Origin of the sequence: Promicromonospora alba (assembly GCF_042654905.1) — a bacterium.
In the GTDB taxonomy this organism is placed as follows: domain Bacteria; phylum Actinomycetota; class Actinomycetes; order Actinomycetales; family Cellulomonadaceae; genus Promicromonospora; species Promicromonospora alba.
The window spans coordinates 259,859-283,595 of record NZ_JBHSFI010000006.1; the positions used below are offsets into that span (position 1 = coordinate 259,859).

Sequence of the window (23,737 nt, forward strand, 5' to 3'; positions counted from 1 at the left end):
ACCATGCCAACTCAGAGCGCCGTGCCCAGCGCACCGCCCAGCTCGACCGTCACCACCCCAGCGAACACTCCGACCTGGACACCCGTCATCGCACTCTCCTTCGGGATCGCGATCCTGGTCGCGAGCGAGTTCCTGCCCGCGAGCGTGCTGCCGGGCCTCGCCGCCGACATCGGCGTGAGCGAGGGCACGGCTGGCCTGGCCGTCGCCGCGACGGCGATCGCCGGAGCCTTCACCGCGCCGAGCATCGCAGTGCTCCTCCCCCGGACCGACCGGCGCAAGGTCATGCTCGGGCTGCTGGCCGCCGCCGCCGTGTCGAACCTCGCGGTCGCCGTCGCGCCCAGCTTCGCGGTGCTGCTGGTCGGCCGCCTCCTGCTCGGCGTCGCCATCGCCGGATACTGGTCGTTCGCCTTCGGCGTCGGCACCTACGCCGCCCCCGGCAAGGACCGCGTGGTGTCGTCCGCGATCTCGTTCGGCGTCAGCATCGCGACGGTGCTCGGCGTCCCGCTCGGGTCGCTCGTCGGCGACGCGGTCGGCTGGCGGACGGCCTTCGGAGGCGCCGCCGCACTCTGCGCGCTCAGCGCGGTCGCGCTCGCGATAACCCTCCCCTCCATCCCGGCTCACCCGACGGCGGGCCTGCAGATGCTGCGCGAGGCGCTGCGCAGCAAGAAGCTGATGGCCGGCATCGGCTGCGTGGTGCTGATCGCTTTCGGCAACTTCGCGGCGTACCCGTACATCCGGCTCGCGATCGACCGCATCGATCCCGGCACCACCACCTGGATGCTGCTGGCATGGGGCGCCGGCGCCGTCACCGGCACGATCGTGGCCGGGATGCTCGCGCGCTGGCTGCGCCCCCTGGCCGGTGCCGCGCCGATCGCACTCGGCCTCGCACTGGTGCTCACGGCGAACGCCTCGTCCGTGCCGGTACTGGCCGTCGCGGTGGTCCTGTGGGGCTTCTCGTTCAACATGATCCCCGTGATCGTCCAGCTCTGGGGCGCCCGGGTCGAGCCCGAGCGGACCGAGTCGGCGATGTCGCTCAGCGTCACGGCCTTCCAGGTGGCGATCACCGCGGGCTCCGCGCTGGGCGGGTTGCTACTGGACGGGTACGGCGTCCGGCCACTGCTGCTGGTCGGCGCGGCTGCGGCGGTGGCGGCGGGGATCGGCTGGGCGTTCCTGCGGATACCCCGCTCCTGACGCCCTCCTCGCGAACGGGGCGCCGGACGGGGCGCCAGACGGCGCGCCGTTCGCGAGGGCGGCGGGGCCGGACGCCACGACGTCGGGCCCCGCCACCGCGGGCGCGGTGCGCCACGCGAGCGGCGAGACGCCGTGATCCGCGGTGAACGCCCGGCTGAACGCGGCGACCGATCCGTACCCCACCTCGAACGCAACCCGCGTGACCGCCAGGCACTGCTTGGTGAGCAGGGTGCGGGCCCGGTTCATGCGCACCTCGCGCAGCATCTGCATGGGACTGTGCCCGGTCGCACGGCGGAACCGGTCGGTCAGCGCCGAGCGCGACAGGTGCACCAGGCCGGCCATCCGGTCGAGGGTCCACCGCTCGCCCGGGCTCGCCGCGAGGGCGGCGACCACCTCGGCGACCTCCGGGTCGTCGTCGGGGCCCTGTGCGCCGTCGGCCTGGCCGTCGACCTGGCCGTCGACCGGTCCGGACATGGCGGAGATCGCCGCGCCGATGAGGCCCGCGTAGGCGGCCGCGAACCGGTCGGCCTTGCACTGCACGCTGAGCGGGCAGGTGGTCACGAGGGCGACGACGCCGCGGTGCTCGTCGCCGAACCCCCGCAGCACCAGGGGGCTCGACGACGGGGCGGCAGGGGCCTCTCGCCGGAGGTCCCCGTGCACGAGGTCGGTGTCGACGTCGGCGGTGAGCCGGTATGCCGTCCGGGGATCGACGAGCACTGCGTCGCCGGGCAGGATCGTCCGGCGACCGCCCGCCGTCTCGAGCGTCGCGGCACCGGACAGGATCAGGGCCCACAGGGCGCCGGACCGCGCCAGGGTCGCGTCAGCGGGTAGCTGCTCGCGCGTCAGCGTCGTCATGTCCCATTCCATACGAAGCGGAGCCACGAACGCGCGCCGCCTATTCCCGGACCGGCTTCAGCCGGCTCGTGGCCATCGCGACCGGGATCGCCACCGCGCCGATCAGGGCGCCCACCGCGACCGCGGCCGGCACGCCGAACCCGCTGATCGCGAGACCGCCGACAGCGGCCCCCGTCGCGACGCCCACGTTCGCGGCCGACGCCGGCAGCGACTGCGCGAGCGGCGCACCCGGCCCCGCCAGGCTGACCACCCGGTGCTGCAGGGACGGCGCCATGCCCATGGTGCACACGCCGAGCAGCGCCAGGATCAGCGCCACCATGACCGGCGACGAACCGAGGAACCAGAGCGCCGCCAGCGACAGCGTCAGGCCGGTCAGCCCGAGGACCAGTGCGCGTGCGGCGTTCCAGTCCGCCAGGCGGCCACCCGCGTAGGCACCCGCGGCGGTCGCCGCGCCGTAGATCATCAGGTACACCCCGACCATGGCCCCGGAGACCCCGGTGACCTCCTCGAGGAACGGCACCACGTAGCTCCAGGCGGCGCACGAGGCGGCGAACACCAGGAAGCAGACGGCCAGCAGCGCGAGCACCCGTGGCGCGAAGGCGTTCCGCAGCTGCCCGCGTCCGCCGTCGTCCGCGCTCGTGCCAGGCAGGGACGGGACCAGGAACCAGGAGGCGGCAAGGACGAGCGCGCCGAGCGCCGCCACGGCGACGAAGGCGCCGCGCCAGCCGGCGACCTGCCCGAGCGCCGTCCCGAGAGGGGCGCCGAACGCCCCGGCCAGCGTGTTGCCGAGGAGGATCGCGGCCATCGCCCGCCCGGCCGCCTCGCGCGGGACGACGGCGGTCGCCACCGTGAACGCCGTCGCGAGGAAGAGGCCGTGCAGGGCCCCGGTGATCCCGCGCGCGACCAGGAAGGTCACGTAGTCGGCGGTGACGACGGCGAGCAGGTTGCCGACCACGAAGATCGCGATGGAGCCGCGGACCACCGTCCGCCGGTCGAGCCGCATGGTCGCCATGGTCAGGAGCGGACCGCCCGCGGCCAGGCCGACGGCGTAGGCGGTGACCAGGCCTCCGGCGGCGGGTACCGACACGCCGAGGTCGCCCGAGATCACCACCAGCAGGCCGATCACCAGCGTCTCGGCGGTACCGAGCACGAAGTTCGCCGCGAAGAGCGTCGAGAGCGTGCGGCGGGCCGACGGCGGCGCGGCGGGAACCGCTCGTGTCTGTACGTCCATGCGTTCCTCCGGGTGAGCAGCGGCCGCGCCGTATCGCAACCGAGTGATTGCGACACTATGGCAACCAACTGGTTGCGTCAAGGCAGCACCCGGCATAGGCTCCGAGGCATGCCCTTCCCCGACCGCATAGTGCGGACCATCGACCTCGGCCACCCGCCCGCGACCGTCTGGGCCGCCGTGACCACCGCGGAGGGCCTGGCGTCCTGGTTCGGCCACCACGCCGACATCGACCTGCGCCCGGGCGGGGCCGCCCGGATCGCATGGGACGACGGCGCCCGCCACGACCTTCGCGTCGAACGCGTGGAGGAGCCGTCGGCCTTCGCCTTCACCTGGCAGATCCACGGCATGCCCGACGACGACCCGCGCCGCACCTACGTCGAGTTCACCCTGGAACCGGCCGGCGAACCCGCGGGCACGAGCACCCGGCTGACCGTGACGGAGACGGGCTTCGCCCAGTTCCCCGCCGACGACCACGCGGTGGCATACCCGGACCACGTCACGGGGTGGGAGCGGGAGCTCGGCGAGCTCGCCGCATATCTCGCTGCCGCGTGAACGCCGTGAACGAGCCGGAGAAGACCGCCGAGCAGGTGTTCGCGGCCCTCGCCGACCCGACCCGGCGCGCGATCCTCGGCGAGCTCGCGGCCCGCGGTCCCGCGACGGCGACGGACCTGTCCGGCCGGCTGCCCATCACCCGGCAGGCGATCGCGAAGCACCTGGCCCTGCTGACGGACGCCGGCCTGGTGATCCCCGAGCCCGGCGAGCGCCGTCGGGTGCGCTACCGGCTGCACTCGACCCCCATGCAGGTGGCCCAGCAGTTCCTCGCGGCGCTGGCGCGGGACTGGGACTCCCCGCTCGCCGCTCTCAAGGCGCATCTGGACGGCGCGGCACATCCGGACGGCGAGCAGCCGCCGTCGCGCTGACCTGGTCCTTGCCCTGACATACTGCGGGTGACATGCCCGCAGGTCATGTCACAGCCAAGGAGTCAACATGCTGATCGCCGGTCTCGTGCTCGCGGGCATCGCCGCCCTGATCCACGTCTACATCTTCTATCTGGAGGCGTTCGCCTGGACCGACCGGAAGACCTTGGCGACGTTCGGGATGACTGCGGAACAGGCAGAGGCGATGCGGCCGATGGCTCTGAACCAGGGTTTCTACAACCTGTTCCTCGCGATCGTCACCGCCGTCGGCATCGTCTTTACGGCCACCGGGTCGACGGCGGTGGGCGCCGCCCTCGTGCTCGCCGGAACCGGCTCGATGGCCGCGGCGGCGCTCGTCCTGGTGATCTCGGACCCGACCAAGCGCGACGCGGCACTGAAGCAGGGCCTCCTCCCGCTGCTGGCGATCATCGCCGTGGCGATCGCCCTCCTCCTCTGACCCGTTGAGTGCTGGATATTTGTCCATCTGAGCGCCTCAGATGGACAAATATCCAGCACTCAACGGACGGGGTGGGGGGTGTTGCGGAGGCGGCGCAGCATGCGCGCGTCCTGGAAGCCGACCGTGTGGGCCGCCGACTCGACGGTCGCGCCGTGGCCGATCAGGTGCTCTGCCCGTTCGAGCCGCAGCAGCTGCTGGTAGCGCAGCGGCGTCATCCCGGCGGCCCGGGTGAACAGCCTGGTCAGCGTGCGCGCGGCGACACCGGCGTGCGCGGCCAGGTCGGCGAGCGGCAGGGTCCGCGCGAAGTTGGTGTCTATGTGGTTCTGCACCCGGTGAACCGTGTCGTCGACGTGCGACCGGTGCCGCAGCATCACGCTGGCCTGCGGCTCCGTCCCGTTCCGGCGGGTGTACACCACCATCTCGCGGGCCACCCGCGCGGCGAGCGCAGGCCCGTGCCGCATGGCGAGCAGGTGGAGCGACAGGTCGATGCCGCTCGCGATGCCCGCGGAGGTGACCACGCCGCCGTCCGTGGTGAACAGGACGTCCCGGACCACGTGCGCCCGGGGGTAGCGGGCGGCGAGGTCGTCCTGGACGGCGTGGTGCGTGGTGCAGCGCCGGCCGTCCAGCAGGCCCGCCTGGCCGAGGGCGTCCGCCCCCGCGCACACGCTCGCGACGGTGCCGCCCGCGCCGTGGTGGGCGGCGAGCCGCTCGCGCAGCGAGACGCTCACCCGGGGCCAGGCGACCTTGACGCCTCCGACACGCCACCCGGGTACGACGACGAGGTCGTCGGGGCCGAGCTCCGGCCAGTCGGTACCCGCGACGAGCGGGAGGCCCTGCGCGGAGGCGACCACACCGGCGTCGGGCGCTGTACCGCCGGCCCCGCCGCCTGCGGAACCATCCGGTTCGACGCCGGACACGTACCGCAGGTCGTACGGCCGGCCGAAGTCGCCCGCCGCGAAGAAGGCCTGCGCGGGGCCCGCCAGGTCGAGCAGGTGGACCCCCGGCAGCAGCACGAAGACGACTGTGGTCATGTGGCCGATGCTGTCACGCCCACCTCGGACTCCGCCTCGAGCTCCGCGACGGTGGCGATGCGGGCGAACCGGCCACGGAGCACGGCCTCGGTGCGCTCCAGGATGTCGGCGGCGCTGAACCGGCCGAGCGGGTCCGTGCTGGTGGCGTCGCTCACGAACGTCATGGCATAGCCGAGGTCGGAGCCGACGCGCGTGGTGGTCTCCACGCACTGCTCGGCGCGGATGCCGCAGACGCGCAGCTCCCCGACGCCGTGCGCGGTGAGGATCTGCTGCAGGTTGGTGGTCGTGAACGCGTTGTGCGAGGTCTTGCGGAGCACCGGCTCGTCAGGCAGGGGCTCGCTCAGCTCGGCGAACAGCCGGACGTTGCCGGACTCCGGGTCGAACGCGTTGCCCGTCCCCGGCTCGGTGTGCAGCACCCAGACGACGAGGTCCCCGGCCGCACGGGCGAGGTCGACGAGCCGGTTGACGGGCTCCGCGACCGTGGGGTTGAGCGTGTCGGCCCACTGCGGGCGGACACGGAAGGACTCCTGGACGTCTACGACGATCAGCGCTCGGTTCATGCCTCCAGTCTGGCCACGCAGGTGCGCGGGCGGGAGGCCGGATCGGGTCGCGAGGCGGACGGATCTGGTCATCGTCCCGGGCGCGATGTCGGGGGGGGCTTCCCGCGACGACCCGTCAGGCCGCGAACGCCGCCGCGTTCCGCCGCGCCCAGTCGGCGAACGACCGCGCGGGCCGGCCCAGCACCGTCTCGATGTCCGGGCTCACCGCCTGCTCCTCCGGGAGCGGCTCGCCCAGGATCGCCAGGGTGCCGTCGACCACATGCTCCGGGATGTACGCGAGCATCCCGGCCCGCGCCTCCTCGCGCGTGAGCTCGGCGAAGGTCAGGGGGACGCCGAGCGCCTCGGCGAGCGCCTGGGTCCGATCGCGTGGCGACACTGCGGCGGGACCGGTGAGCGCGTAGGTGCGGCCCGCGTGGCCGTCGTCGACCAGGGCGGCCGCCGCGACCTCAGCGATGTCGGACGGGTCGACGGCGGGCAGCGCGACGTCGCCGAACGGCGCGTGCACGGTGCGCTCCGCGCGGACCGACGGCGCCCAGGCGAACGCGTTGCTGGCGAAGTCCCCGGGCCGCAGCACCGTCCAGTCGAGGCCCGACCCCTGCACGAGCTTCTCGAGCTGGGCGAGGGGTCCGTGCGAGACCGATCCGGACCGCGTGGCGGCGCCCAGTGACGAGAGCAGGACGAGGCGCCGCACGCCCGCGTCGGCGGCCGTGCCGATGATCCGCTCGGTGTCCAGGTGCTCGCCCGAGCCCGGCACCAGGAGGAACATCGCCTCCGCGCCGGCGACGGCGGCGCTCAGGCTGTCCGGGTCGGCAAGGTCCGCGCGCTCGCCGCGGACCCGGGGGTCGTCGAGCGGGGCGGTGCCCGCGCGAGACACGGCGGTGACGTCATGGCCCCGTCGGACGAGCTCGGCGACCAGCGGTCGGCCGATGTTTCCGGTGGCTCCGGTGACGACGATCATGGGTGCTCCTTGGCTGAACGACACGGCCCCGAACCGGGGCCGGGCGACCCCTGCGGCCGCTCTGCCGCCGACGTTACGAGCCTGAGTACAGTAGGTTCCCTCAGGAAAGTATTGGAGCCTGCCATGCCGAACGCGAGAACGGCCACGAGCACGTGGTCACCCCAGCCGGACGACGACCCGGCCACCGCCTGCCCCATCTCACCGGTCGTGGACCTCGTCTTCAGCCGGTGGACGACGCCGATCCTGTGGGTGCTGCAGGCCCACGGCACCCAGCGCTTCGTCGAGCTGGAGCGGCGGATCGGCGTGACGCCGAAGGTGCTCACGCAGCGCCTGCGCCAGCTCGAACGGGACGGCCTGGTGCAGCGCAGGATCTACGCGGAGGTGCCGCCGCGCGTGGAGTACGAGATCACCGAGCTCGGCAGCAGCCTCCACTCCGTCTTCGCCGCCCTGGGCGAGTGGAGCGACGCCCACCTGGCGGACGTCGAGGCCTCCCGTGCCGCGTACACGGGCCCGCTCCCCCGCTGAGCGCGGAGAAGCGGGCCCGTCCTCACCCGTGCGTCAGGCCTTGACGAAGGCCAGCAGCGCCTCGTTCACCTCTGCCGCGTGGGTCCAGAGCAGGCCGTGCGGCGCGCCCTCGATCTCGACGTACTCGGCCTCGGGGAACGCCTTGTGGAACGGGCGGGCCGTGGCGTCGATCGGGAGGATGTTGTCCTTGGTGCCGTGCAGGATCAGGGACGGCTTGCCCGCCGCGCGCACCGCCTCGACGTCGGCCCGGAAGTCCTCGATCCACGCCGAGACGACGGCGTAGGCCGCGACCGGGGCGCTGCCGGTCGCCGTGTTCCAGCTCGCCGTGACGACCTCCTGGCTGATCCGGCTGCCGAGGTTCTCGTCCAGGTTGTAGAAGTCCTGGTAGAAGTTCGTGAACCAGGCGAAGCGGTCGGCGTGGGCCGTCTCACGGATCCCGTCGAAGACCGACTGCGGCACGCCGGTCGGGTTGTCGTCGGTCGCGACGAGGAACGGCTCCAGCGAGGCGAGGAAGGCCAGCTTGGCGACGCGCTCGTGGCCGTAGTTCTTCACGTAGCGGGCGAGCTCGCCGGTACCCATCGAGAAGCCGACGAGGATGACGTCGCGCAGGTCGAGGGTGTTCAGGACCGTGTTCAGGTCGGCGGCGAAGGTGTCGTAGTCGTAGCCCTCCCCGACCTTGCTCGACTGGCCGAACCCGCGGCGGTCGTACGTGATGACGCGGTACCCGGCGGCGATCAGCTCGCGGGACTGGCGCTCCCAGCTGTTGCCGTCCAGCGGGTAGCCGTGGATGAGGACTACCGGCTGCCCCGTGCCGTGGTCCTCGTAGTAGAGCTCCGTGCTGGTGCTGTTCTCGGCGCCGACCGTGATGAAACCCATGATGTGTTCCTCTCCTGAATCCCGCTTGCGATCCTGTGGTCCGGCGGAGAACGGTCGTTCTCTGCCGATATCCGCTACCGTAGAGAACGAACGTTCTCCGCGCAAGTCGTGCGGAGCGAAAAGTGGGGTGAGATCGCATGATCGACGAGAAGACCGCTCGCGAGGCAGTGATCGAGGCCGCCGACCGGCTGTTCTACGCGCACGGCGTCCAGGCGGTGGGCATGGACGCCGTGCGGACGGCGGCGGGCGTGTCGCTCAAGCGGATCTACTCGCTCTTCGCGTCGAAGGACGAGCTGATCGTCGCGGTGCTCAACCACCGCACCGCCGTCTGGGACTCCGGCCTCGCCTCCGCGTCGGAGCGGGCGACGTCGGCGCGCGAGCGCATCCTCGCCATCTTCGACTTCCTCGACGCCTGGTTCCGCGAGCCGGACTTCCGCGGGTGCGCGTTCATCAACACGCACGGCGAGCTGGGTGCCTCCTCGACGGCGGTAGCGGACGCCGTCCGCGAGCAGAAGCGCAGCTTCCAGGAGTACGTCGCCCGCCTCGTGTCGGACGCCGGGGCGCCCGCGACCCTGGCGCCGCAGCTCGCGATCCTCGCCGAGGGCGCGCAGACCACCGCCGCCATCGCGGGTACCCCGGACGCCGCGCACCATGCCCGCGCGGCCGCGGAGACGCTGCTCGACGTAGCAACTGCGAGAGGATGAGGACATGACGACCGACGACACCGTCAGCGGCGGACCGGGAGCCCTTCCGTACGCCCTGCAGACCGGCCCCCACGAGGGTGACTTCGCGTTCCGCTGGGCGTACGGCAACCCCGAGGCGCCGTTCACCATCATGGAGTTCGGCGACTTCGAGTGCCCGTACTGCGGCGCGGCCAAGCCCGTGCTGCACGAGCTCATCAACGGCTCCGAGGGCCAGGTCCGCCTGGTGTGGCGCCACTTCCCCCTCTTCGAGCCGCACCCCTACGCGCTGACGGCGGCCCTCGCGGCCGAGGCCGCGGGGCACCAGGGGGCGTTCTGGCCGATGGCGGGTCTGCTCTTCAAGAACCAGGACAGCCTCGACGACGCGTCGATCATCCGTTACGGCGAGCAGCTCGGCCTCGACGACACCAGCGCCCTGATCGGTGACCCGGCGCAGCGGTTCGCCGGCGCCGTGCGCAAGGACTACCAGGCCGGTATCGATGCCGGGGTACACGGCACGCCCACGCTGTTCATCAACGGCGAGCCGTACCTGGGCGCCGTCACGATCACCGACCTGCGGGACACCATGTCGATGTCCCGCAAGCGCGCCCGCTTCCGCCGGTGACCCGATAGCTGGTCGATCAGGTCACCCTGGTCATCGCGTCAGGAGTGCCCGCAGGTGGGCCACCACCTCCCACGGTGACTGCTCGGCCATGAAGTGCCCCGCGTCCAGCGTCCGGTGCTCCAGGTCGGCGGCCCATGCGGACCACAGGCCCGCCGCGTCGTAGCCGAGCGCAGCGCCCCAGTCCTGCTGGAGCACGGTGACCGGCATGGCGAGCCGCCGTCCTGCCGCCCGGTCAGCCCGGTCGTGCTCGACGTCGATCCCCGCCGACGCGCGGTAGTCCGCCACTATCGACGGCACCGCCTCCCGCGAGGCCCGCAGGTACTCGGCCCGGACGTCGGCCGGGATCGCGTCGGGACCCGTGCCCCAGGCGTCGAGGAAGAACCCGAAGAAGTCGTCGGCGGAGGCCTCGATCATCCGCTCGGGCAGGCCGGGCGGCTGGGCCATGAGGTACAGGTGGAACGCGACGGCGGCGTCGGCACCGTGCAGCACGTCCCACATGTCGAGGGTCGGCAGCACGTCGAGGATCGCCAGGTGGGTGACCCGGTCGGGGTGGTCCAGGCCCGCGCGGATCGCCACGAGCGCTCCCCGGTCGTGACCCGCGAGGGCGAACGTCTCGTGGCCCAGCGCGCCGGCGAGCGCGACCACGTCCTGGGCCATGGTCCGCTTCGAGTAGGTGTCGCGGTCGAGCTCGGCGGGCTTGTCGCTCGCACCGTAACCGCGCAGGTCAGGAACGATCACCGTGTGGTCACGGAGGAGGTCCGCGGCGACGTGGCGCCACATGAGGTGTGTCTGCGGAAAGCCGTGCAGCAGCACGACAGGGCTGCCGGAGCCGCCGACCGCTACGTTGAGGACGACGTCGCCCACGGCGACGCGCTGGTAGTCGAGCCCAGGGATCTTCTGTGTCATGCCCCGAATCTCCAGGACGTGGATGAGCAAGCAATGAGCAAGGATGTGCGGGTAGGGGTGCTGGGCCCGGTCACCGCGTGGGTCGACGGCGCAGAGGCGGCCCTGGGCGGCCCTCGCCAGCGCGCCGTCCTCGCGCGGCTGGTCGCGGCGGGCGGCCGGACGGTGACCGCCGACCGCCTGGTCCAGGACCTGTGGGTGGAGCCGCCCCGGGGCGCACTGGCCGCCGTGCGCACGTTCGTCGCGGCGCTCCGCCGTGGCCTCGAGCCCGGGCGGACGGCGCGCACGCCCGCCCGGCTGCTCGTGACCGACGGCCCGGGGTACGCACTGCGCGACGTCGACGTGGACGCCTGGTCGTTCGAGGCGGCGGTGGCCGGGTCGCGCGAGCTGGCCCCCGCGGCCGCCCGGACGTCGCTCGACCGGGCGCTCGGCGCCTGGCGCGGCACCCCCTATGCGGGGCTGGACCAGCCGTGGGCGGCTGCCGAGCGGGCCCGGCTGGCAGAGCTGCGGCTCGTCGCCACCGAGCGCCGCGCCGAGGTGCGGATCGCACTCGGCGACGCGGCCGGCGTCGTGCCGGGTCTGGACGCGCACGTGGCCGAGCACCCCTGGCGTGAGGAGGCGTGGCGCCTGCTCGCGCTCGCGCTCTACCGGTCGGGCCGGCAGGCGGACGCGCTGGCCGTGCTCCGCCGGGCGCGAGCGATGCTGGCCGAGGAACTCGGCGTCGACCCGGGGCCGCAACTCGCGGAGCTGGAGGGTCAGATTCTGCGGCACCAGGTCGGGGCCGACGCGGCCACACCCGACGACGTCTGGCGGGACACCGCCTCCGCGTACGAACGAGTGGTCGCCGCCGGTGCCCGCAGCCGCCTGGAGTCGACGGCGACGCTGCTGCGCACCCTGGCGCTGTCCGGTGGCGAGGGTCTGGCGGCCGCCCGCTCGCAGCGGGTGGCCGCCATCCGCGCCGCCGAGCAGCTCGGCGATCCGGAGCTCACCGCCCGGGTGATCGGCGCGTTCGACGTGCCGGGCTCCTGGACCCGGTCCGACGACGCGGGCGCTGCCGCCGAGATGGCCGCCGCCGCCGAGCGCACCCTGGCCGCCCTACCCGCCGATGCGCCCGACGCCGTCCGCTCCCGGCTGCTGGCGACCGTCGCGATGGAGTCGCGCGGGCTGCCCGGGCCGCGAGGGCCGGAGGCCGCGCGGCAGGCCGAGACCCTCGCGCAGCGGGCGGGCGACCCGGCGGTGCTCGCGTTCGCCCTGGCAGGCCGGTACCTGACGCGCTTCGAGCGCACGGGCCTGGCAGGCGAGCGGGACGCGATCGGCGCGGAGCTGGTGGCCCTGGCGGCCCGGCACGGGCTGAGCACCTTCGAGATCCTGGGGCACCTGGTGCGGACTCAGGCGCTGTCGGCCCTCGGGGACCACGACGGGGCGGAGGCGCACGCGGACGAGGCTGCCGCGCTGGGCGTGCGGTACGAGCGGCCGCTGGTCGCGGTGTTCACGGGGTGGTTCGCGGCGCTGCGGGTCGCGGCGTCGGGTGCGCCCGTGGAGGTCGCCGAGCGGGCCTACCGGCAGGCGGCCGGGTCGCTGAACGGTTCGGGCATGCCCGGACTGGCGGACGGGCTGCTCCCGCTGGCGCTGCTCGCGCTGCGGGTGTGGCGGGGTGTGCCGGCTGACGGCGGAGTGCCCGACGGCGGTGCACCCGCCCGCGAGGCGGCGCACCCGGCCGCCGCTCGGGACGCAGGAACGAACAGCGCGGCAGGAGACAGCAGCCGCTGGGGCCCCTACGAGCCATGGGCCCGCCCGCACCTGCTCCTGGCCCGCGGGGCGGACGCCGAGGCCGCGGCCGCCGTCCGCCGTCTGTCGGACCCGCCGCCCGGCCTGCTCGCCGAGGTGCTCTGGATCCTGGCGGGCCGAGCAGCGATCGCGGTCGGCGACCGCCGAGTCGCGGAGCGGGCCCGGGCGGCGCTCGTCCCGGCGGCCGAAGAGGTGTCGGCGGGCAGCGGCGTCCTCACGGCCGGTCCGGTACGGGATCACCTGAACGCGCTGGCGGAGTTCCTCGACGGCTGACGGCGTCGGCCGGTCGGTCCGGCCGAGCAATTGACCGAACTCACACCGACTTCGGTCCGTTGCTCTGAGATCGGTCAATCAACCGACCGATCTCAGAGCAACGGACCGATCTCAACGAGCCGCCTGTGCAACTGACCGAACTCAGCGCCCCGCTAAGCCGGCGGGCGCCAGGCGCCGTCCGGCAGCGGCGGCGGGCCGCTGGCCTCGTGGGGCGAGCACAGCGGCAGCCGGTCACCGAAGTACCTGAGGACCAGGATGCCGATGACGCCGGACAGGATCGACCCGACGATGATGCCCACCTTGGCCTCGTTGATCAGCGCCTCGTCGTCGAACGCGAGCTCGCTGACGAACAGCGCGATGGTGAACCCGATGCCGCACAGGAACGCACCGCCGGCGAGGTGTCCGTAGCGCACCTGGCCGGGCAGGGTACCGAGCCCGGTCGTGAGCGCGATCATCGCACCGGCGAAGACGCCGATCCCCTTGCCGAGCACGAGGCCGACCAGCACACCGAGCGTGACCGGACTGGACAGGGCTGCGCTGATCGACTCCCCGGTCAGCGCGACGCCCGCGTTGGCCAGCCCGAACACCGGCACGACGAAGTACGAGCTGACCGGGTGCAGCGCGTCGAGGATTCGGTCGCTCGTGGGGACCGCCGACCGTGCCGCGCTGACGGCGAGGCGGGAGCGGGTCGGGTCGAGGTCCTCCATCAGGGCGCGCGAGTACCACCCGAGATCTCGACGCGCCTGGTCGTCGTGCCCCCGGCGGGCAGTCGGGACCGAGAGACCCACGACGACGCCCGCGAGCGTCGGGTGCAGCCCGGACTCGAGGACCGCCACCCACAGGATCAGGCCCACGAGCAGGTACGGGGGAATCTGCCAGACGCCGACCCAGCGCATCGCGAACAGCACCAGCGTGAGCAGCGCCGCGAGCGCCAGCGCGCCCATGGAGATCGCGTCGGAGTAGAAGATGCCGAGGAGGGCGATGGCCCCGATGTCGTCGAAGATCGCCAGCGTGAGCAGGAAGACGCGGAGCTGGTCGGGGCAGCGTGGCCCCGCGAGCGCGAGCACACCGATGACGAACGCCGTGTCCGTGGACATCGGCAGGCCCCAGCCGGACGCGTCCGGGCCGGACGGGTTGATCAGCAGGTAGATGCCGATCGGGACGGCCAGCCCGCCGATCGCCCCGAAGAGCGGCACAGACGCGGCGCGGAACGTGCGCAGCTCGCCGACGGTGAGCTCACGGTTGACCTCGACGCCGACCACGAAGAAGAACACCGCCATGAGGAAGTCGTTCACCCAGTGGTGCAGCGAGAGGTGCAGCTCCCAGGTGCCGACCGTGAGGTTGACGGGCGTCTCCCACAGCGCGTGGTACGAGTCGCCCGCCACGTTCGCCCAGACCAGGGCGATGGCCGACGCCGCGAGCAGGAGCGTCGCTCCCCCGCCCTCGGTCGCGAAGTAGCTGCGTAGGCCCGGGGAGAGGCGCGGGTACGGGATGTCCACGCGAGGCCGGGGACCCGGCCTGGTCGGAACTCCGGTGGGGATCCGGTCTGTCACGGGTCAAGAATGACAGAGTCGGACGGCCTCAGCCGATCGCTCTCGTCGCGGCGATCGTGCCGAGCAGGGCCAGCGCCTCGGCGGCCGGCGAGCCCGGGGGCGCGTGGTAGACGACGAGCTCCTGGCCGGGCACGCCACGGACGTCGAACGCGTGCACGCGCAGCTCCAGGTGACCCACGTCGGGGTGCAGGAAACGCTTGCTGGTCAGGCGCTTGCCGCGGGCGTCGTGCTGGTCCCACATCCGCACGAAGTCCGGGCTCTTGACGCGCAGCTCGTCGACGACGCCGCGGATCAGCGGGTTGCCCGGCGTGAGCCCGTCGGCCAGGCGGAGCCCGGCCACGGTGTTCTCGGCGACGCGGTGCCAGTCCGGGTAGAAGGTGCGCGCTGCAGGGTCGAGAAAGGTCGCGCGGGTCAGGTTCCGGGAGAACGGGAACCCGTTGAACAGCGCCTCGCCGAGCGGGTTGCACGCCAGCACGTCGAAGGCGCGCCCGAAGACGAGCGCGGGGCTGTCCCGCCAGGAGAGCAGGAGCTCCAGCAGCGCGCTGTCGACCTCCTCGACCGCTGCTGGGCTCGCCGGCCGGGGGCTGAGGCCGGCCAGCCGGTAGAGGTGCTGCCTGCCGTCGTCGTCCAGGCGCAGCACCTCGCCGAGCGAGTCCAGGACCTGCGGCGACGGGCTCACCTCGCGGCCTTGTTCGAGCCGGACGTAGTAGTCCACGCTGACGCCGGTCAGCATCGCCACCTCCTCCCGCCGCAGGCCGACGACGCGGCGCCTCCCGTACACGGGCAGGCCGAGCGCCTCCGGGGTCAGCTGCGCACGCCTGCCGCGCAGGTAGTCGCCGAGCGGTGATGCGGTCATGTCTTCGACGGTACCCGGCCCGCCGTGCGTATCCAGGGTGTGCTGCACCCAGGAGGACGGCGTCCTTCCTGGGCCCGGTGCGGCGCCGCAGCCTGGAGGCATGAGCACAGAGACGAACACCCAGACCAGCACCTCCAAGATCGTCCTCGTCACCGGCGCGAGCAGCGGCATCGGCGAGGCCACGGCGATCCGGCTCGCGGCGGAGGGCCACCACGTGGTGCTCGGCGCCCGCCGGACGGACCGCCTCCAGGCCCTGGTGGAGAAGATCCACTCCGACGGTGGGGCGGCGAGCGCCCACCGGCTCGACGTGACCGACCGCGACGACGTGCGCGCCGTCGTCGACCGCGTCGTCGAGGAGCACGGGCGCATCGACGTCATCGTGAACAACGCGGGCGTCATGCCGTTGTCCCGGCTCGACGCGCTGCTCGTGGACGAGTGGGACCAGATGATCGACGTCAACGTGCGCGGGCTGCTCCACGGCATCGCCGCGGTGCTGCCGCACTTCGGGCGGCAGGGCGGCGGGCACGTCGTCACGGTCGCCTCGATCGCCGCGCACGAGGTGGTCCCGACCTCGGCCGTCTATTCCGCCTCGAAGTTCGCGGCCTGGGCGATCACCGAGGGCCTCCGGCTCGAGTCGGACCCGGGCATCCGGGCCACGACGATCACGCCCGGGGTGGTCGAGAGCGAGCTCGCCGAGCACATCTCCGATCCCGCCACGCAGGACTTCGTGCGGGTCTACCGCCGCAACGTCATCCCGGCGGACGCGATCGCCCGCGCCATCTCGTTCGCCCTGGACCAGCCCGCCGACGTCGACGTGAACGAGATCATCGTGCGCCCGGCGGCCCAGCGCTGACCGCACCGAGCACCTGGGTGCCGATGGTCCCGAGCAGCCGCAGCCGGTCGGCGTCCTCGCTGCCGGCCGCGGCTGTGTAGACGACGATGCGCAGGTCGCTGCCCGGCACCGCGAGCACGTCGCAGTCCAGGACCAGCGGGCCGACGGCGGGATGCAGGACCGTCTTGTGGTTCGACACGTGCTCGCCCACGACCCCGGCGTCCCACTGCCGCGCGAAGTCGGCGCTGGCGCTCCGGAGGTCCTCGACGAGGGAGAGCAGGCCGGCGTCGGCCGGGTAGCGGGCCCGCGCCGCCCGCAGGTCCGTGATCATCGCCGCCTCGAACCTGGCGCCGTGCTCCGGGGACTGCTGGACGCTGTACGCCGGTCCCACGAAGTGGCGCCAGATCGGGTTGCGCTCACGTTCGGAGAGCTGGGTCGGGTCACCGAGCAGGGCGGCCCACATCGGGTTCCACAGCACCACGTTCCAGGCCGCGTCGTTCACGCTCAGCGGGGCGCCGTCGAGCTGGTCGATCAGGCGCCGCACACCCGGCGGGATGACCTGGGAGACGTGGCCAGGGCCCGGCACCGGCTGGCCGGCGAGGACGTACAGGTGCTCCCGCTCGACGTCGGACAGGCGCAGGGCGCGGGCGAGCGAGGACAGGACCTGCGGCGACGGCGAGGTGGCCCGGCCCTGCTCCAGCCGCACTATGTAGTCGACGGACAGGCTGGCGAGCTGCGAGAGCTCCTCCCTGCGCAGCCCGGCGGCGCGCCGCACGCCGCCGGAGGGCAGGCCCACCTCGGCCGGCGCGGTGCGGTCGCGCCACGCTCGCAGTGCGCTGCCCAGCTCCGTGGATCCGCTCATGCCCCCAACGTATCGAGGCCGGACGAGAACAGCCTGGTACTGGCCGTACCCAGGCTGCACCGGGCTCTGTCTGTTCCCCTCGGGACGGACGACGGTGGAGACCTCAGCAGGAACCATCAACAGCTCGGAGCGAAGAACCATGACGACCACCCTCATCACCGGGGCCAACAAGAGCCTCGGCTACGAGACCGCCCGCCGCCTCATCGAGGCCGGGCACACCGTCTACGTGGCGGCGCGGGACCCGGAGCGCGGCAAGGCGGCCGCCGCGCGGCTCGGCGGCCGCTTCGTCCAGCTCGACGTGACGGACGACGACTCGGTCCAGGCCGCCGCCGACGCCGTCCGCGCCGAGGCCGGCCACCTCGACGTGCTGGTCAACAACGCGGGGATCACCGGCGTGCCGAAGACCCCTGGCGACGTGACCGGCGCCGACATGCTGCACGTCTACGACACGAACGTCTTCGGGCCGGTGCGGGTCACGCGGGCCTTCCTGCCGCTGCTGCAGGAGAGCGACAACCCGGTGGTCGTCAACGTCAGCAGCGGGCTCGTCTCGCTGGCGGCGGTCACCGACCCCAGCCGGGTGGAGTTCCACGTGAAGGCCCTGGACTACAACTCCTCCAAGGCCGCCCTGGTCATGGTCAACACCATGTACGCCAAGGAGTTCCCGGGCATCCGGTTCAACGCCGTCGACCCCGGCTACACCGCCACCGACTTCAACGACCACGGCGGGTACAAGACCGTGGAGCAGGGTGCCGAGATCATCGTCCGGATGGCGCTGATCGGCGCCGACGGCCCGACCGGCGGCTTCTTCGACGACGAGGGACCCGTCATCTGGTGATGTGAAAGGGTCGGGCCATGACGTCCCCAGGGCTGCGCCGAGCCGAGGCGCACGCATGCTGAAGGTTCGCGGCATCTCCTACCTGCTCGGCGAGGCCGGCGTGGACGACGTGCGCCGGGATCTCGAGATCATCGAGCGGGACCTGCACTGCGACACCGTGATGGTGACGGGCGGCGACGTCGAGCGGCTGATCGAGGCCGCTCGCGTCGCCCTCGACGTCGACCTGGCCGTCTACATCAGACCGGACCACACCGACCGGCCCCGGCGTGAGCTGCTGGAGCGGCTGGACGCCGTGGCCGCGGCAGCCGAGACGCTGCGCCGCGAGCACCCGGACCGCGTGACGCTCCTCGTCGGCACCGAGCTCTCGCACACCGTGCCCGGCATAGTCCCTGGATTCCGCTCGTTCCTGCGGCTGAAGCTCATCCTGCGGTTCCACCGCCTCCTGCGGCGCCGCATCAACAAGCGCCTCCACAGGCTGCTCGTCCGCACCGTGGCCATCGCGCGCCGCCACTTCCAGGGCCCGCTGACCTATTCGGCAGCCGGGTGGGAGGACGTCGACTGGTCGCCGTTCGACCTGGTCGGCGTCAGCCTGTATCGGGGTGCGCGCAACCAGGCGACGTATACCGACCGGGTTCGGCGTCTGGTCCGCGACAACGAGGGCAAGCCGGTAGTGATCACCGAGTTCGGCTGCGGTGCCTTCACCGGGGCCGACCTGCGCGGCGCCGGCTCGTTCCAGATCGTCGACTGGTTCGCCGAACCACCGCGCATCCGGGACGACCATCCACGCGACGAGTCCGTCCAGGCCCGCTACCTCGGCGAGCTCATCGACCTGTACGACGCGGAGGGCGTCCACGGCTGTTTCGTCTTCACCTTCGCCATGCCCGACTTCGCGCGCCGCGAGGACCCGGGCCTCGACCTCGACAAGGCCGGATTCGGGGTGATGGCCGTGACGGACGACGGCGTCTATCAGCGCAAGGAGGCGTTCGGCGAGGTCGCGCGACGATACGGCGGCTGACCGCCGATGCTCTCCGCCGCCGTCCGGAGCGCCGCGATCTCGTCGGGGGTGGACATCCGGGCCACTGCCGCGATGTCGAGGAGGTGCTCGCGCCGGTCAGGCGGGAAGACCTCGGCGATCCGCGCCGGGTCCTCCAGCAGGACCCGGTAGATCTCCAGGCCCGCGGCGTAGAACAGGTCGACGAGCTTGAGCTCACCGGAGGCGTTCTTCATGACGTTGCCCGGGTTATGGTCGAGCCCGCCCCAGAACGGAACGGACCTGGCGGCCTCGGCGTCCAGCCGTTCGGCCTGCTCTCGGACGGCGGTGATCGGGTCGTCCGGCGCGGCGGCGGCCCAGCGCTCGACGACGGCGTCCGCCTCCTCCCGGTCGACCGGCAGCAGGAACTCCAGCACCGTGAGCCGACCCCCGCCGCCCAGCGGAGCGTCGAAGTCGATCCGCGGCAGGAGCGGATGCCTCTCGAGACCGCGGCACAGCTCCACGAAGACCTCGTAGGCAGGCTCGAACGGGCTCACCCGGGCGACCTGCGCCCCGTCGGGCGACCGCCAGACCGTCGCCCAGTCGCCGATGCCGCACACGTTCCAGCCGTCGTCGAGCAGACGTCTGGTCGCCTCGCGGTGCGGCAGGTCACGCAGTGTCTCGAAAGAAATCACGCTCGGAGCGTAGGCGACCTCCTCGGCTACGCTCCCGGGAATTACGTGACCGCGGCCCGGCCGACGCGACCGGAAGATGCCGCACGGCGCAGAAGGGCAGCTGACATGACGCGACAGATCGTGATCGTCGGAGCAGGAGTCGTCGGGACCGCCGTCGCCGCGGAGCTTGCGGTGCTCGACGGTTTCGAGGTGACGGTGCTGGAACGCGAGAGCGGCGCCCCGCGCGGGTCGACGTCGTTGGCGCCCGGCCTCGTCGGCATCTACAACGAGGCCGAGATCCTCACGACGCTCGCCCGGGAGTCCGCGGAGGTCTACTCGACGCTCGGCGCCGGGTTCGCACGGTCCGGCGGGATCGAGATCGCCACCTCCACCGACAGCGCCCACGAGCTGGCGCAGCGGGCCGAGCACGCCCGCGCCGCCGGCCTGCTCGTCACGGAGACGGCGCCCGGGGGCCTCCCCGCCTCGGTCGCCGGCATGGTGAACGCGGACCACGTGGTGGCGGCCTGGTACTACGAGCTCGACGGCACCGCGGCTCCCGCCGTCATCACCGCGGGCCTGAGGCGCCGGGCAGAAGACTCCGGAGCCCGGTTCGTCGGCGGCGCCGACGTCGTCGGTATCACGTCCGGGACGCGCGCGAGCGTCCGCACCCGCGACGGCCAGACCTGGGCGGCGGACGAAATCGTCCTCGCGGCCGGCGTCTGGGGCCCGACCCTGGCGGGCCTCGTCGGGATCGAGCTCCCGCTGGTCCCGCTGGCCCACCCGTACGTCTACGGCCCCCGGCGCCCGGACCTGCACGACGGACCGTTCCTCCGCTGGCCCGAGAACCACATCTACGGCCGCGTGCACGGCGACCGGATCGGCCTCGGGACCTACGACCACGTGCCGGTCCCGGTCGAACAGGACGGCCTCGACCAGGGCACCGGGCTCGCCTGGTCCGCCGACCTCACGCCGATGGTCGACAAGGCTCAGCTCCTGCTCGACCCTGCCTTCCGCTTCGAGCCCGAGGAGCGGGTGAACGGCGTCTTCGCGGTGACGCCGGACAACCTGCCCTTCCTGGGCCCGCACCCCGAGGCGTCAGGGGTGTGGATCGCCCAGGCGATCTGGGTCACCCACGCTGCGGGCGCCGCCCGGGCGCTCCGCAGCGCGCTGACCGGCACCGAGCCGCTGCCGGCGCCCCTGGCGGTCGACAGGTTCGCCGGACGCGACCGCCAGGACCTCACGTCGGAAGCGCTGCGCCTCTACCAGGACATCTACGCCAACGACTCGTCGGCGTCGTCCTGACGGAGTTTCGGGAACCGGGTCTCGACAAGCTCGACCAACGAGAGCCCCGGCCGACGAGCGGACACGCTCGTCGGCCGGGGCTCTCTCGTCAGGTCACAGGCCTGTCGTCAGGTCACGGGCCGGTCGTCAGGTAGGTCACCTGGCGGCCGCTGTTCACCGTCTCGCCCGTGTTGTTGATGACCCGCCGGATGGTGCCGACGCCGCCGAGCGACACCGTGACCATGTTGTGGAACCGGACGCCTGACCGGACCGGCACCTCGAAGGCTCGTGCGTTCGCCACCGCCGGGTTGACGTTGAAGAACGCGTAGCTGCCCAGCCCCCAGGCCTGGTGGTCGGTCACGGCGTCGCCCACCTTGTACGCCGCCCAGCCCTCGGTGGAGCCGTTCATGTAGGCGGCCTGGTTCGGCGGGTCGTACGGCATCTCGTTCTGGTAGAAGTACGTGCGCCCGCGCTCGCCGTTCCAGATGGTCTGGTACTGCTGGTAGTGCTCGACGAACAGGCCGTACATCGTCACGTCGTCGCCGTTCACGATCAGGCCGTTGCGGCCGGTGTTGACCGTCCAGCCCACCGTCCCGTTGTTGCCGTGGTCGGCCCGCCAGATCCAGGCGTGGTCGCCGATGACGTCGTCGCTGTTGACCTCCATGCTCACCGCCGCCTTGCCCGCGATGGAGCCGCCCACGCGGATGAACACGTCGGACAGCACCGTCGGGTTCGCCGCGTGGTCGGCGGACGAGCCGGTCGGGCCGACCTGGAGCAGCACGTTCGAGCTGGTGGTCCCGGCGTCGAACATGATGCCGGCCAGGCGCACGCCGTCGACGTCTGCCACGTTCATGGCGTTGATGCCGCCCTGCGGCACGAAGGTGGCCAGGCCCAGGCCGAGCACCACCGTGTTCGCCCGGTTGACCTGGAGCGTCTGGTTGAGCTGGTAGGTGCCCGGGGTGACCAGGAGGTTCTTGCCCGCGGCGAGCGCCGCGTTCATGCTCGCGGCGGTGTCGCCGGGGCGCACCACGTGGAAGTCGCTGATCGGCAGGGACTGTCCGGCGGGGTTGCCGTTCGCCCAGGTGGTACCCGTGGATCCGGTGCGCACGGCCGGGACGAACACCCGGTAGGAGCCGTTGTCGTCGACGTAGAGGTACGGCTTCTCGGCGACCTTCGGGGTGGCGGCGATGGTCGTGTATGGCGGGTTCGGGAAGCTGTTCGACGGCGCTCCCGTGCTGCCCACGAAGACCTGGTTCCAGTTGGAGCCGGCCCAGCTCGACATCGTGGAGTTCCGCGTGAGGAACTGCTGCTGGGTGCCGGAGTTGATCTGCCCGTCGATCTTCGAGTCGGCGATGAGGCCGCCCGACGACCAGCCGCCGTCGGACAGGGCGAGGTTGCCGCGCAGGTGCATGCGCCGGTAGGGCGCGGCCTGGGAGACGGACCAGCGGTCGTTGCCGTCGGCGGGCGTGACGGACAGGCCCTCGGCGGCGCGCCAGAAGTTCTGCGTGGCGTTCTGCGAGCCGTCCGGCCACCAGTCGGCCTCGACGTGCACGTGGCCGTTGATGTTCACGTCGTCCGGCACCAGGCCGAGGCCCGCGACCTGCGTGAAGAAGCCGACGTTGGCGTCGACGTCGTACGAGCCCGGGTAGAACAGCATCGCGTGCCGCTGGGGGCCGAACTGGTTGGTCTCCTGGGCGTCGAAGACGCTGTTGAGCTTGGCCTGGACCGCCGCGTCGGACATCGAGGTGTCGAAGACCGCGACGTTCGGGCCGAGGTCCGGGTTGGCCGGGTTGGGCAGCACCGGGTCAGGGTTCGGTCCAGGCACGGAACCTCCGTTGTGGGACCACTTCTGGTTGGCGGCGCCCGTGCAGCTCCAGAGCTGGACCCGGGTACCGTTCGCCGTCGCACCACCCGCGACGTCCAGGCACTTGTTCGCAGCCCGGTTCACCAGGTCGCCGGCCGCGGTCAGGGTCCACTTCTGGCTCGCCAGCGAGCCGAAGCAGTCCCACAGGTGGACGACGGCGCCGTCCGCCGTCGAGCCGTTCGCGACGTCGAGGCACTTGCCGAGGCCGCGGACGGAGCCGTCGTCGGCCAGCGTCCAGGTCTGATTGGCGTTGTTCGGCGTGCAGTCCCAGATCTGGGGCCGGTTGCCGTTCGCGGTGGACCCCTCCGCGACGTCGAGGCACTTGCCGCTCGCCGAGCTGACCAGCGTGCCGGTCGTCGCGGCGACCGCCCCCGGCGGGGCCACGACGCCCAGCAGGCCCGCGAGCACGACGGCGGCGAGGGCGCCCACCGCTTTCCGAACAGATGACATGACGGCCTCCGGCGAGTTTCCGCCGCCGCGTCGGTGCGGCAGCACCTCACCATAGAGAGAAACTTACTGACCTGTCAGTTGTGGAAACCCCCTATGCGCGGGCGACCGACAGCGTCGCGCCAGCGACGCTGTCGGTCGATTGGAATGGGGCAGCGACTGCCTGTCAGCGCCGCCGAGGCAGCGGCCGCGGCTCCTCCGGGTCGCCGTCCACGCCAGCACCGACACCCGCGCCGACACCGACCGGGGTCCGGGCCGGGGCGAGCTCCGCCTCGTCGGCGGTCGCGCGGCAGTAGACGCGCTTGCCGCTGCCCTTGCAGAGCTCGTTCAGCCCGGCGGCGAAGGCGTTCAGGTCCTCCGGGTCGGCACGGCGGAAGCGGCGAGACAGCGACCAGTGCTTGACGACGTCGTCCAGCGTCGCCGGGCGCACCATCCCGAACAGGGACACCAGGTGGTTGGACAGGCGGATCACCAGCCGGGCCCCGTCGGCGCTCTCGGCGACGAGCTGGGCGCTGCGCAGACCGTCGTCCCCGACCGGGCCACCGAGCAGCCGCTCGAGCTGGCCCAGCACCGATGCGGGGTCGACCACGTGGGATCCCACGCTGCCGTCGATCTCGCCACCGTCGATGGTCAGGGCTGCTGTCTCGTCGTCCGCGACCGCGAAGTACTCGAACCTCATGCGCGCATCTTTCC

The 23,737-nt window shown here is 72.5% G+C and carries 25 protein-coding genes; 12 read left to right on the forward strand and 13 right to left on the reverse strand.

All coding sequences use genetic code 11. The annotated features are described in order from the left end of the window. Nucleotides 1-3: 3 nt before the first annotated feature. Nucleotides 4-1,191, forward strand: coding sequence for an MFS transporter (locus ACFO6V_RS20800; RefSeq protein ID WP_377138789.1), 1,188 nt, complete (start codon nt 4-6; stop codon nt 1,189-1,191). Here the strand turns inward: ACFO6V_RS20800 and ACFO6V_RS20805 are convergent. Continuing rightward, entirely contained in the window at nt 1,090-2,046 is a 957-nt protein-coding gene (locus ACFO6V_RS20805; protein ID WP_377138791.1) for an AraC family transcriptional regulator, read from the reverse strand. The two genes, ACFO6V_RS20800 and ACFO6V_RS20805, sit on opposite strands and share 102 nt — an antisense overlap. Before the next feature lie 40 nt (nt 2,047-2,086). Continuing rightward, complete coding sequence (locus tag ACFO6V_RS20810; RefSeq protein WP_377138794.1) at nt 2,087-3,277, reverse strand: MFS transporter; 1,191 nt, start codon at nt 3,275-3,277, stop codon at nt 2,087-2,089. A 108-nt stretch (nt 3,278-3,385) separates the two neighbouring features. Between ACFO6V_RS20810 and ACFO6V_RS20815 the strand changes: the two genes are divergently transcribed. From ACFO6V_RS20815 to ACFO6V_RS20825, 3 genes are all read left to right on the forward strand, one after another. Beyond that, complete coding sequence (locus ACFO6V_RS20815) at nt 3,386-3,829, forward strand: SRPBCC domain-containing protein (protein WP_377138796.1); 444 nt, start codon at nt 3,386-3,388, stop codon at nt 3,827-3,829. After that, nucleotides 3,826-4,197 carry an ArsR/SmtB family transcription factor gene (locus tag ACFO6V_RS20820; RefSeq protein WP_377138798.1) on the forward strand — a complete coding sequence of 124 codons (372 nt, stop codon included), beginning with the start codon at nt 3,826-3,828 and terminating at the stop codon, nt 4,195-4,197. The genes ACFO6V_RS20815 and ACFO6V_RS20820 overlap by 4 nt, the downstream gene beginning before the upstream one ends. A gap of 67 nt (nt 4,198-4,264) precedes the next feature. Further along, on the forward strand, nt 4,265-4,651 hold the full coding sequence (locus ACFO6V_RS20825) for a DUF1304 domain-containing protein (RefSeq protein WP_377138801.1): 387 nt from the start codon (nt 4,265-4,267) through the stop codon (nt 4,649-4,651). A gap of 59 nt (nt 4,652-4,710) precedes the next feature. On the opposite strand, the gene ACFO6V_RS20830 is transcribed toward ACFO6V_RS20825, so the two are convergent. From ACFO6V_RS20830 to ACFO6V_RS20840, 3 genes are all read right to left on the reverse strand, one after another. Further along, complete coding sequence (locus tag ACFO6V_RS20830; protein ID WP_377138804.1) at nt 4,711-5,682, reverse strand: GlxA family transcriptional regulator; 972 nt, start codon at nt 5,680-5,682, stop codon at nt 4,711-4,713. Then, nucleotides 5,679-6,242: a cysteine hydrolase family protein gene (locus ACFO6V_RS20835; RefSeq protein ID WP_377138806.1), complete on the reverse strand. Its 564-nt coding sequence runs from the start codon at nt 6,240-6,242 to the stop codon at nt 5,679-5,681. The genes ACFO6V_RS20830 and ACFO6V_RS20835 overlap by 4 nt, the downstream gene beginning before the upstream one ends. A 115-nt stretch (nt 6,243-6,357) precedes the next feature. Beyond that, entirely contained in the window at nt 6,358-7,200 is an 843-nt protein-coding gene (locus ACFO6V_RS20840; protein ID WP_377138808.1) for an NAD(P)H-binding protein, read from the reverse strand. A gap of 123 nt (nt 7,201-7,323) precedes the next feature. Here ACFO6V_RS20840 and ACFO6V_RS20845 point away from each other — a divergent pair, with 123 nt between their 5' ends. Beyond that, complete coding sequence (locus ACFO6V_RS20845) at nt 7,324-7,725, forward strand: winged helix-turn-helix transcriptional regulator (RefSeq protein ID WP_377138811.1); 402 nt, start codon at nt 7,324-7,326, stop codon at nt 7,723-7,725. Between the two features lie 33 nt (nt 7,726-7,758). Here ACFO6V_RS20845 and ACFO6V_RS20850 read toward each other — a convergent pair whose 3' ends face one another. Further along, complete coding sequence (locus ACFO6V_RS20850) at nt 7,759-8,601, reverse strand: alpha/beta fold hydrolase (protein ID WP_377138813.1); 843 nt, start codon at nt 8,599-8,601, stop codon at nt 7,759-7,761. Between the two features lie 137 nt (nt 8,602-8,738). Between ACFO6V_RS20850 and ACFO6V_RS20855 the strand changes: the two genes are divergently transcribed. Together ACFO6V_RS20855 and ACFO6V_RS20860 are read left to right on the forward strand one after the other, a co-directional pair. Further along, entirely contained in the window at nt 8,739-9,305 is a 567-nt protein-coding gene (locus ACFO6V_RS20855; protein WP_377138815.1) for a TetR/AcrR family transcriptional regulator, read from the forward strand. Nucleotides 9,306-9,309: 4 nt separating this feature from the next. Further along, nucleotides 9,310-9,906 carry a DsbA family protein gene (locus tag ACFO6V_RS20860; RefSeq protein WP_377138818.1) on the forward strand — a complete coding sequence of 199 codons (597 nt, stop codon included), beginning with the start codon at nt 9,310-9,312 and terminating at the stop codon, nt 9,904-9,906. A 30-nt stretch (nt 9,907-9,936) separates the two neighbouring features. Here the strand turns inward: ACFO6V_RS20860 and ACFO6V_RS20865 are convergent, their stop codons facing one another. Further along, nucleotides 9,937-10,812, reverse strand: coding sequence for an alpha/beta fold hydrolase (locus ACFO6V_RS20865; RefSeq protein WP_377138821.1), 876 nt, complete (start codon nt 10,810-10,812; stop codon nt 9,937-9,939). 33 nt (nt 10,813-10,845) lie between these two features. Between ACFO6V_RS20865 and ACFO6V_RS20870 the strand changes: the two genes are divergently transcribed. Then, entirely contained in the window at nt 10,846-12,870 is a 2,025-nt protein-coding gene (locus tag ACFO6V_RS20870) for an AfsR/SARP family transcriptional regulator (RefSeq protein ID WP_377138824.1), read from the forward strand. A gap of 152 nt (nt 12,871-13,022) precedes the next feature. On the opposite strand, the gene nhaA is transcribed toward ACFO6V_RS20870, so the two are convergent. Together nhaA and ACFO6V_RS20880 are read right to left on the reverse strand one after the other, a co-directional pair. Further along, nucleotides 13,023-14,423: a Na+/H+ antiporter NhaA gene (gene nhaA / locus ACFO6V_RS20875; RefSeq protein ID WP_377138827.1), complete on the reverse strand. Its 1,401-nt coding sequence runs from the start codon at nt 14,421-14,423 to the stop codon at nt 13,023-13,025. A gap of 28 nt (nt 14,424-14,451) precedes the next feature. Further along, the gene (locus tag ACFO6V_RS20880) at nt 14,452-15,279 is read right to left on the reverse strand and encodes a helix-turn-helix transcriptional regulator (RefSeq protein WP_377138830.1); all 828 of its coding nucleotides are present in this window, start codon (nt 15,277-15,279) and stop codon (nt 14,452-14,454) included. Between the two features lie 100 nt (nt 15,280-15,379). Here ACFO6V_RS20880 and ACFO6V_RS20885 point away from each other — a divergent pair, with 100 nt between their 5' ends. Next, on the forward strand, nt 15,380-16,132 hold the full coding sequence (locus ACFO6V_RS20885) for an SDR family oxidoreductase (protein WP_377138833.1): 753 nt from the start codon (nt 15,380-15,382) through the stop codon (nt 16,130-16,132). Here the strand turns inward: ACFO6V_RS20885 and ACFO6V_RS20890 are convergent. After that, nucleotides 16,104-16,973, reverse strand: a complete 870-nt coding sequence (locus tag ACFO6V_RS20890; RefSeq protein WP_377138835.1) for a helix-turn-helix transcriptional regulator — start codon at nt 16,971-16,973, stop codon at nt 16,104-16,106. The genes ACFO6V_RS20885 and ACFO6V_RS20890 overlap by 29 nt on opposite strands. A gap of 139 nt (nt 16,974-17,112) precedes the next feature. On the opposite strand from ACFO6V_RS20890, the gene ACFO6V_RS20895 reads away from it, so the two are divergent. Further along, the gene (locus tag ACFO6V_RS20895; protein WP_377138838.1) at nt 17,113-17,808 is read left to right on the forward strand and encodes an SDR family NAD(P)-dependent oxidoreductase; all 696 of its coding nucleotides are present in this window, start codon (nt 17,113-17,115) and stop codon (nt 17,806-17,808) included. Between the two features lie 55 nt (nt 17,809-17,863). Then, on the forward strand, nt 17,864-18,823 hold the full coding sequence (locus ACFO6V_RS20900; protein WP_377138840.1) for a hypothetical protein: 960 nt from the start codon (nt 17,864-17,866) through the stop codon (nt 18,821-18,823). On the opposite strand, the gene ACFO6V_RS20905 is transcribed toward ACFO6V_RS20900, so the two are convergent. Next, nucleotides 18,775-19,473 carry a hypothetical protein gene (locus tag ACFO6V_RS20905; RefSeq protein WP_377138843.1) on the reverse strand — a complete coding sequence of 233 codons (699 nt, stop codon included), beginning with the start codon at nt 19,471-19,473 and terminating at the stop codon, nt 18,775-18,777. The two genes, ACFO6V_RS20900 and ACFO6V_RS20905, sit on opposite strands and share 49 nt — an antisense overlap. Nucleotides 19,474-19,578: 105 nt before the next feature. Here ACFO6V_RS20905 and ACFO6V_RS20910 point away from each other — a divergent pair, with 105 nt between their 5' ends. Further along, a complete protein-coding gene (locus tag ACFO6V_RS20910; RefSeq protein WP_377138846.1) occupies nt 19,579-20,754 on the forward strand; it encodes an NAD(P)/FAD-dependent oxidoreductase in 1,176 nt (391 codons plus the stop codon). Nucleotides 20,755-20,866: 112 nt separating this feature from the next. Here the strand turns inward: ACFO6V_RS20910 and ACFO6V_RS20915 are convergent, their stop codons facing one another. Further along, complete coding sequence (locus ACFO6V_RS20915; protein WP_377138848.1) at nt 20,867-23,047, reverse strand: ricin-type beta-trefoil lectin domain protein; 2,181 nt, start codon at nt 23,045-23,047, stop codon at nt 20,867-20,869. Nucleotides 23,048-23,210: 163 nt separating this feature from the next. Next, the gene (locus ACFO6V_RS20920) at nt 23,211-23,723 is read right to left on the reverse strand and encodes a hypothetical protein (RefSeq protein WP_377138851.1); all 513 of its coding nucleotides are present in this window, start codon (nt 23,721-23,723) and stop codon (nt 23,211-23,213) included. Between the last annotated feature and the right edge of the window lie 14 nt (nt 23,724-23,737).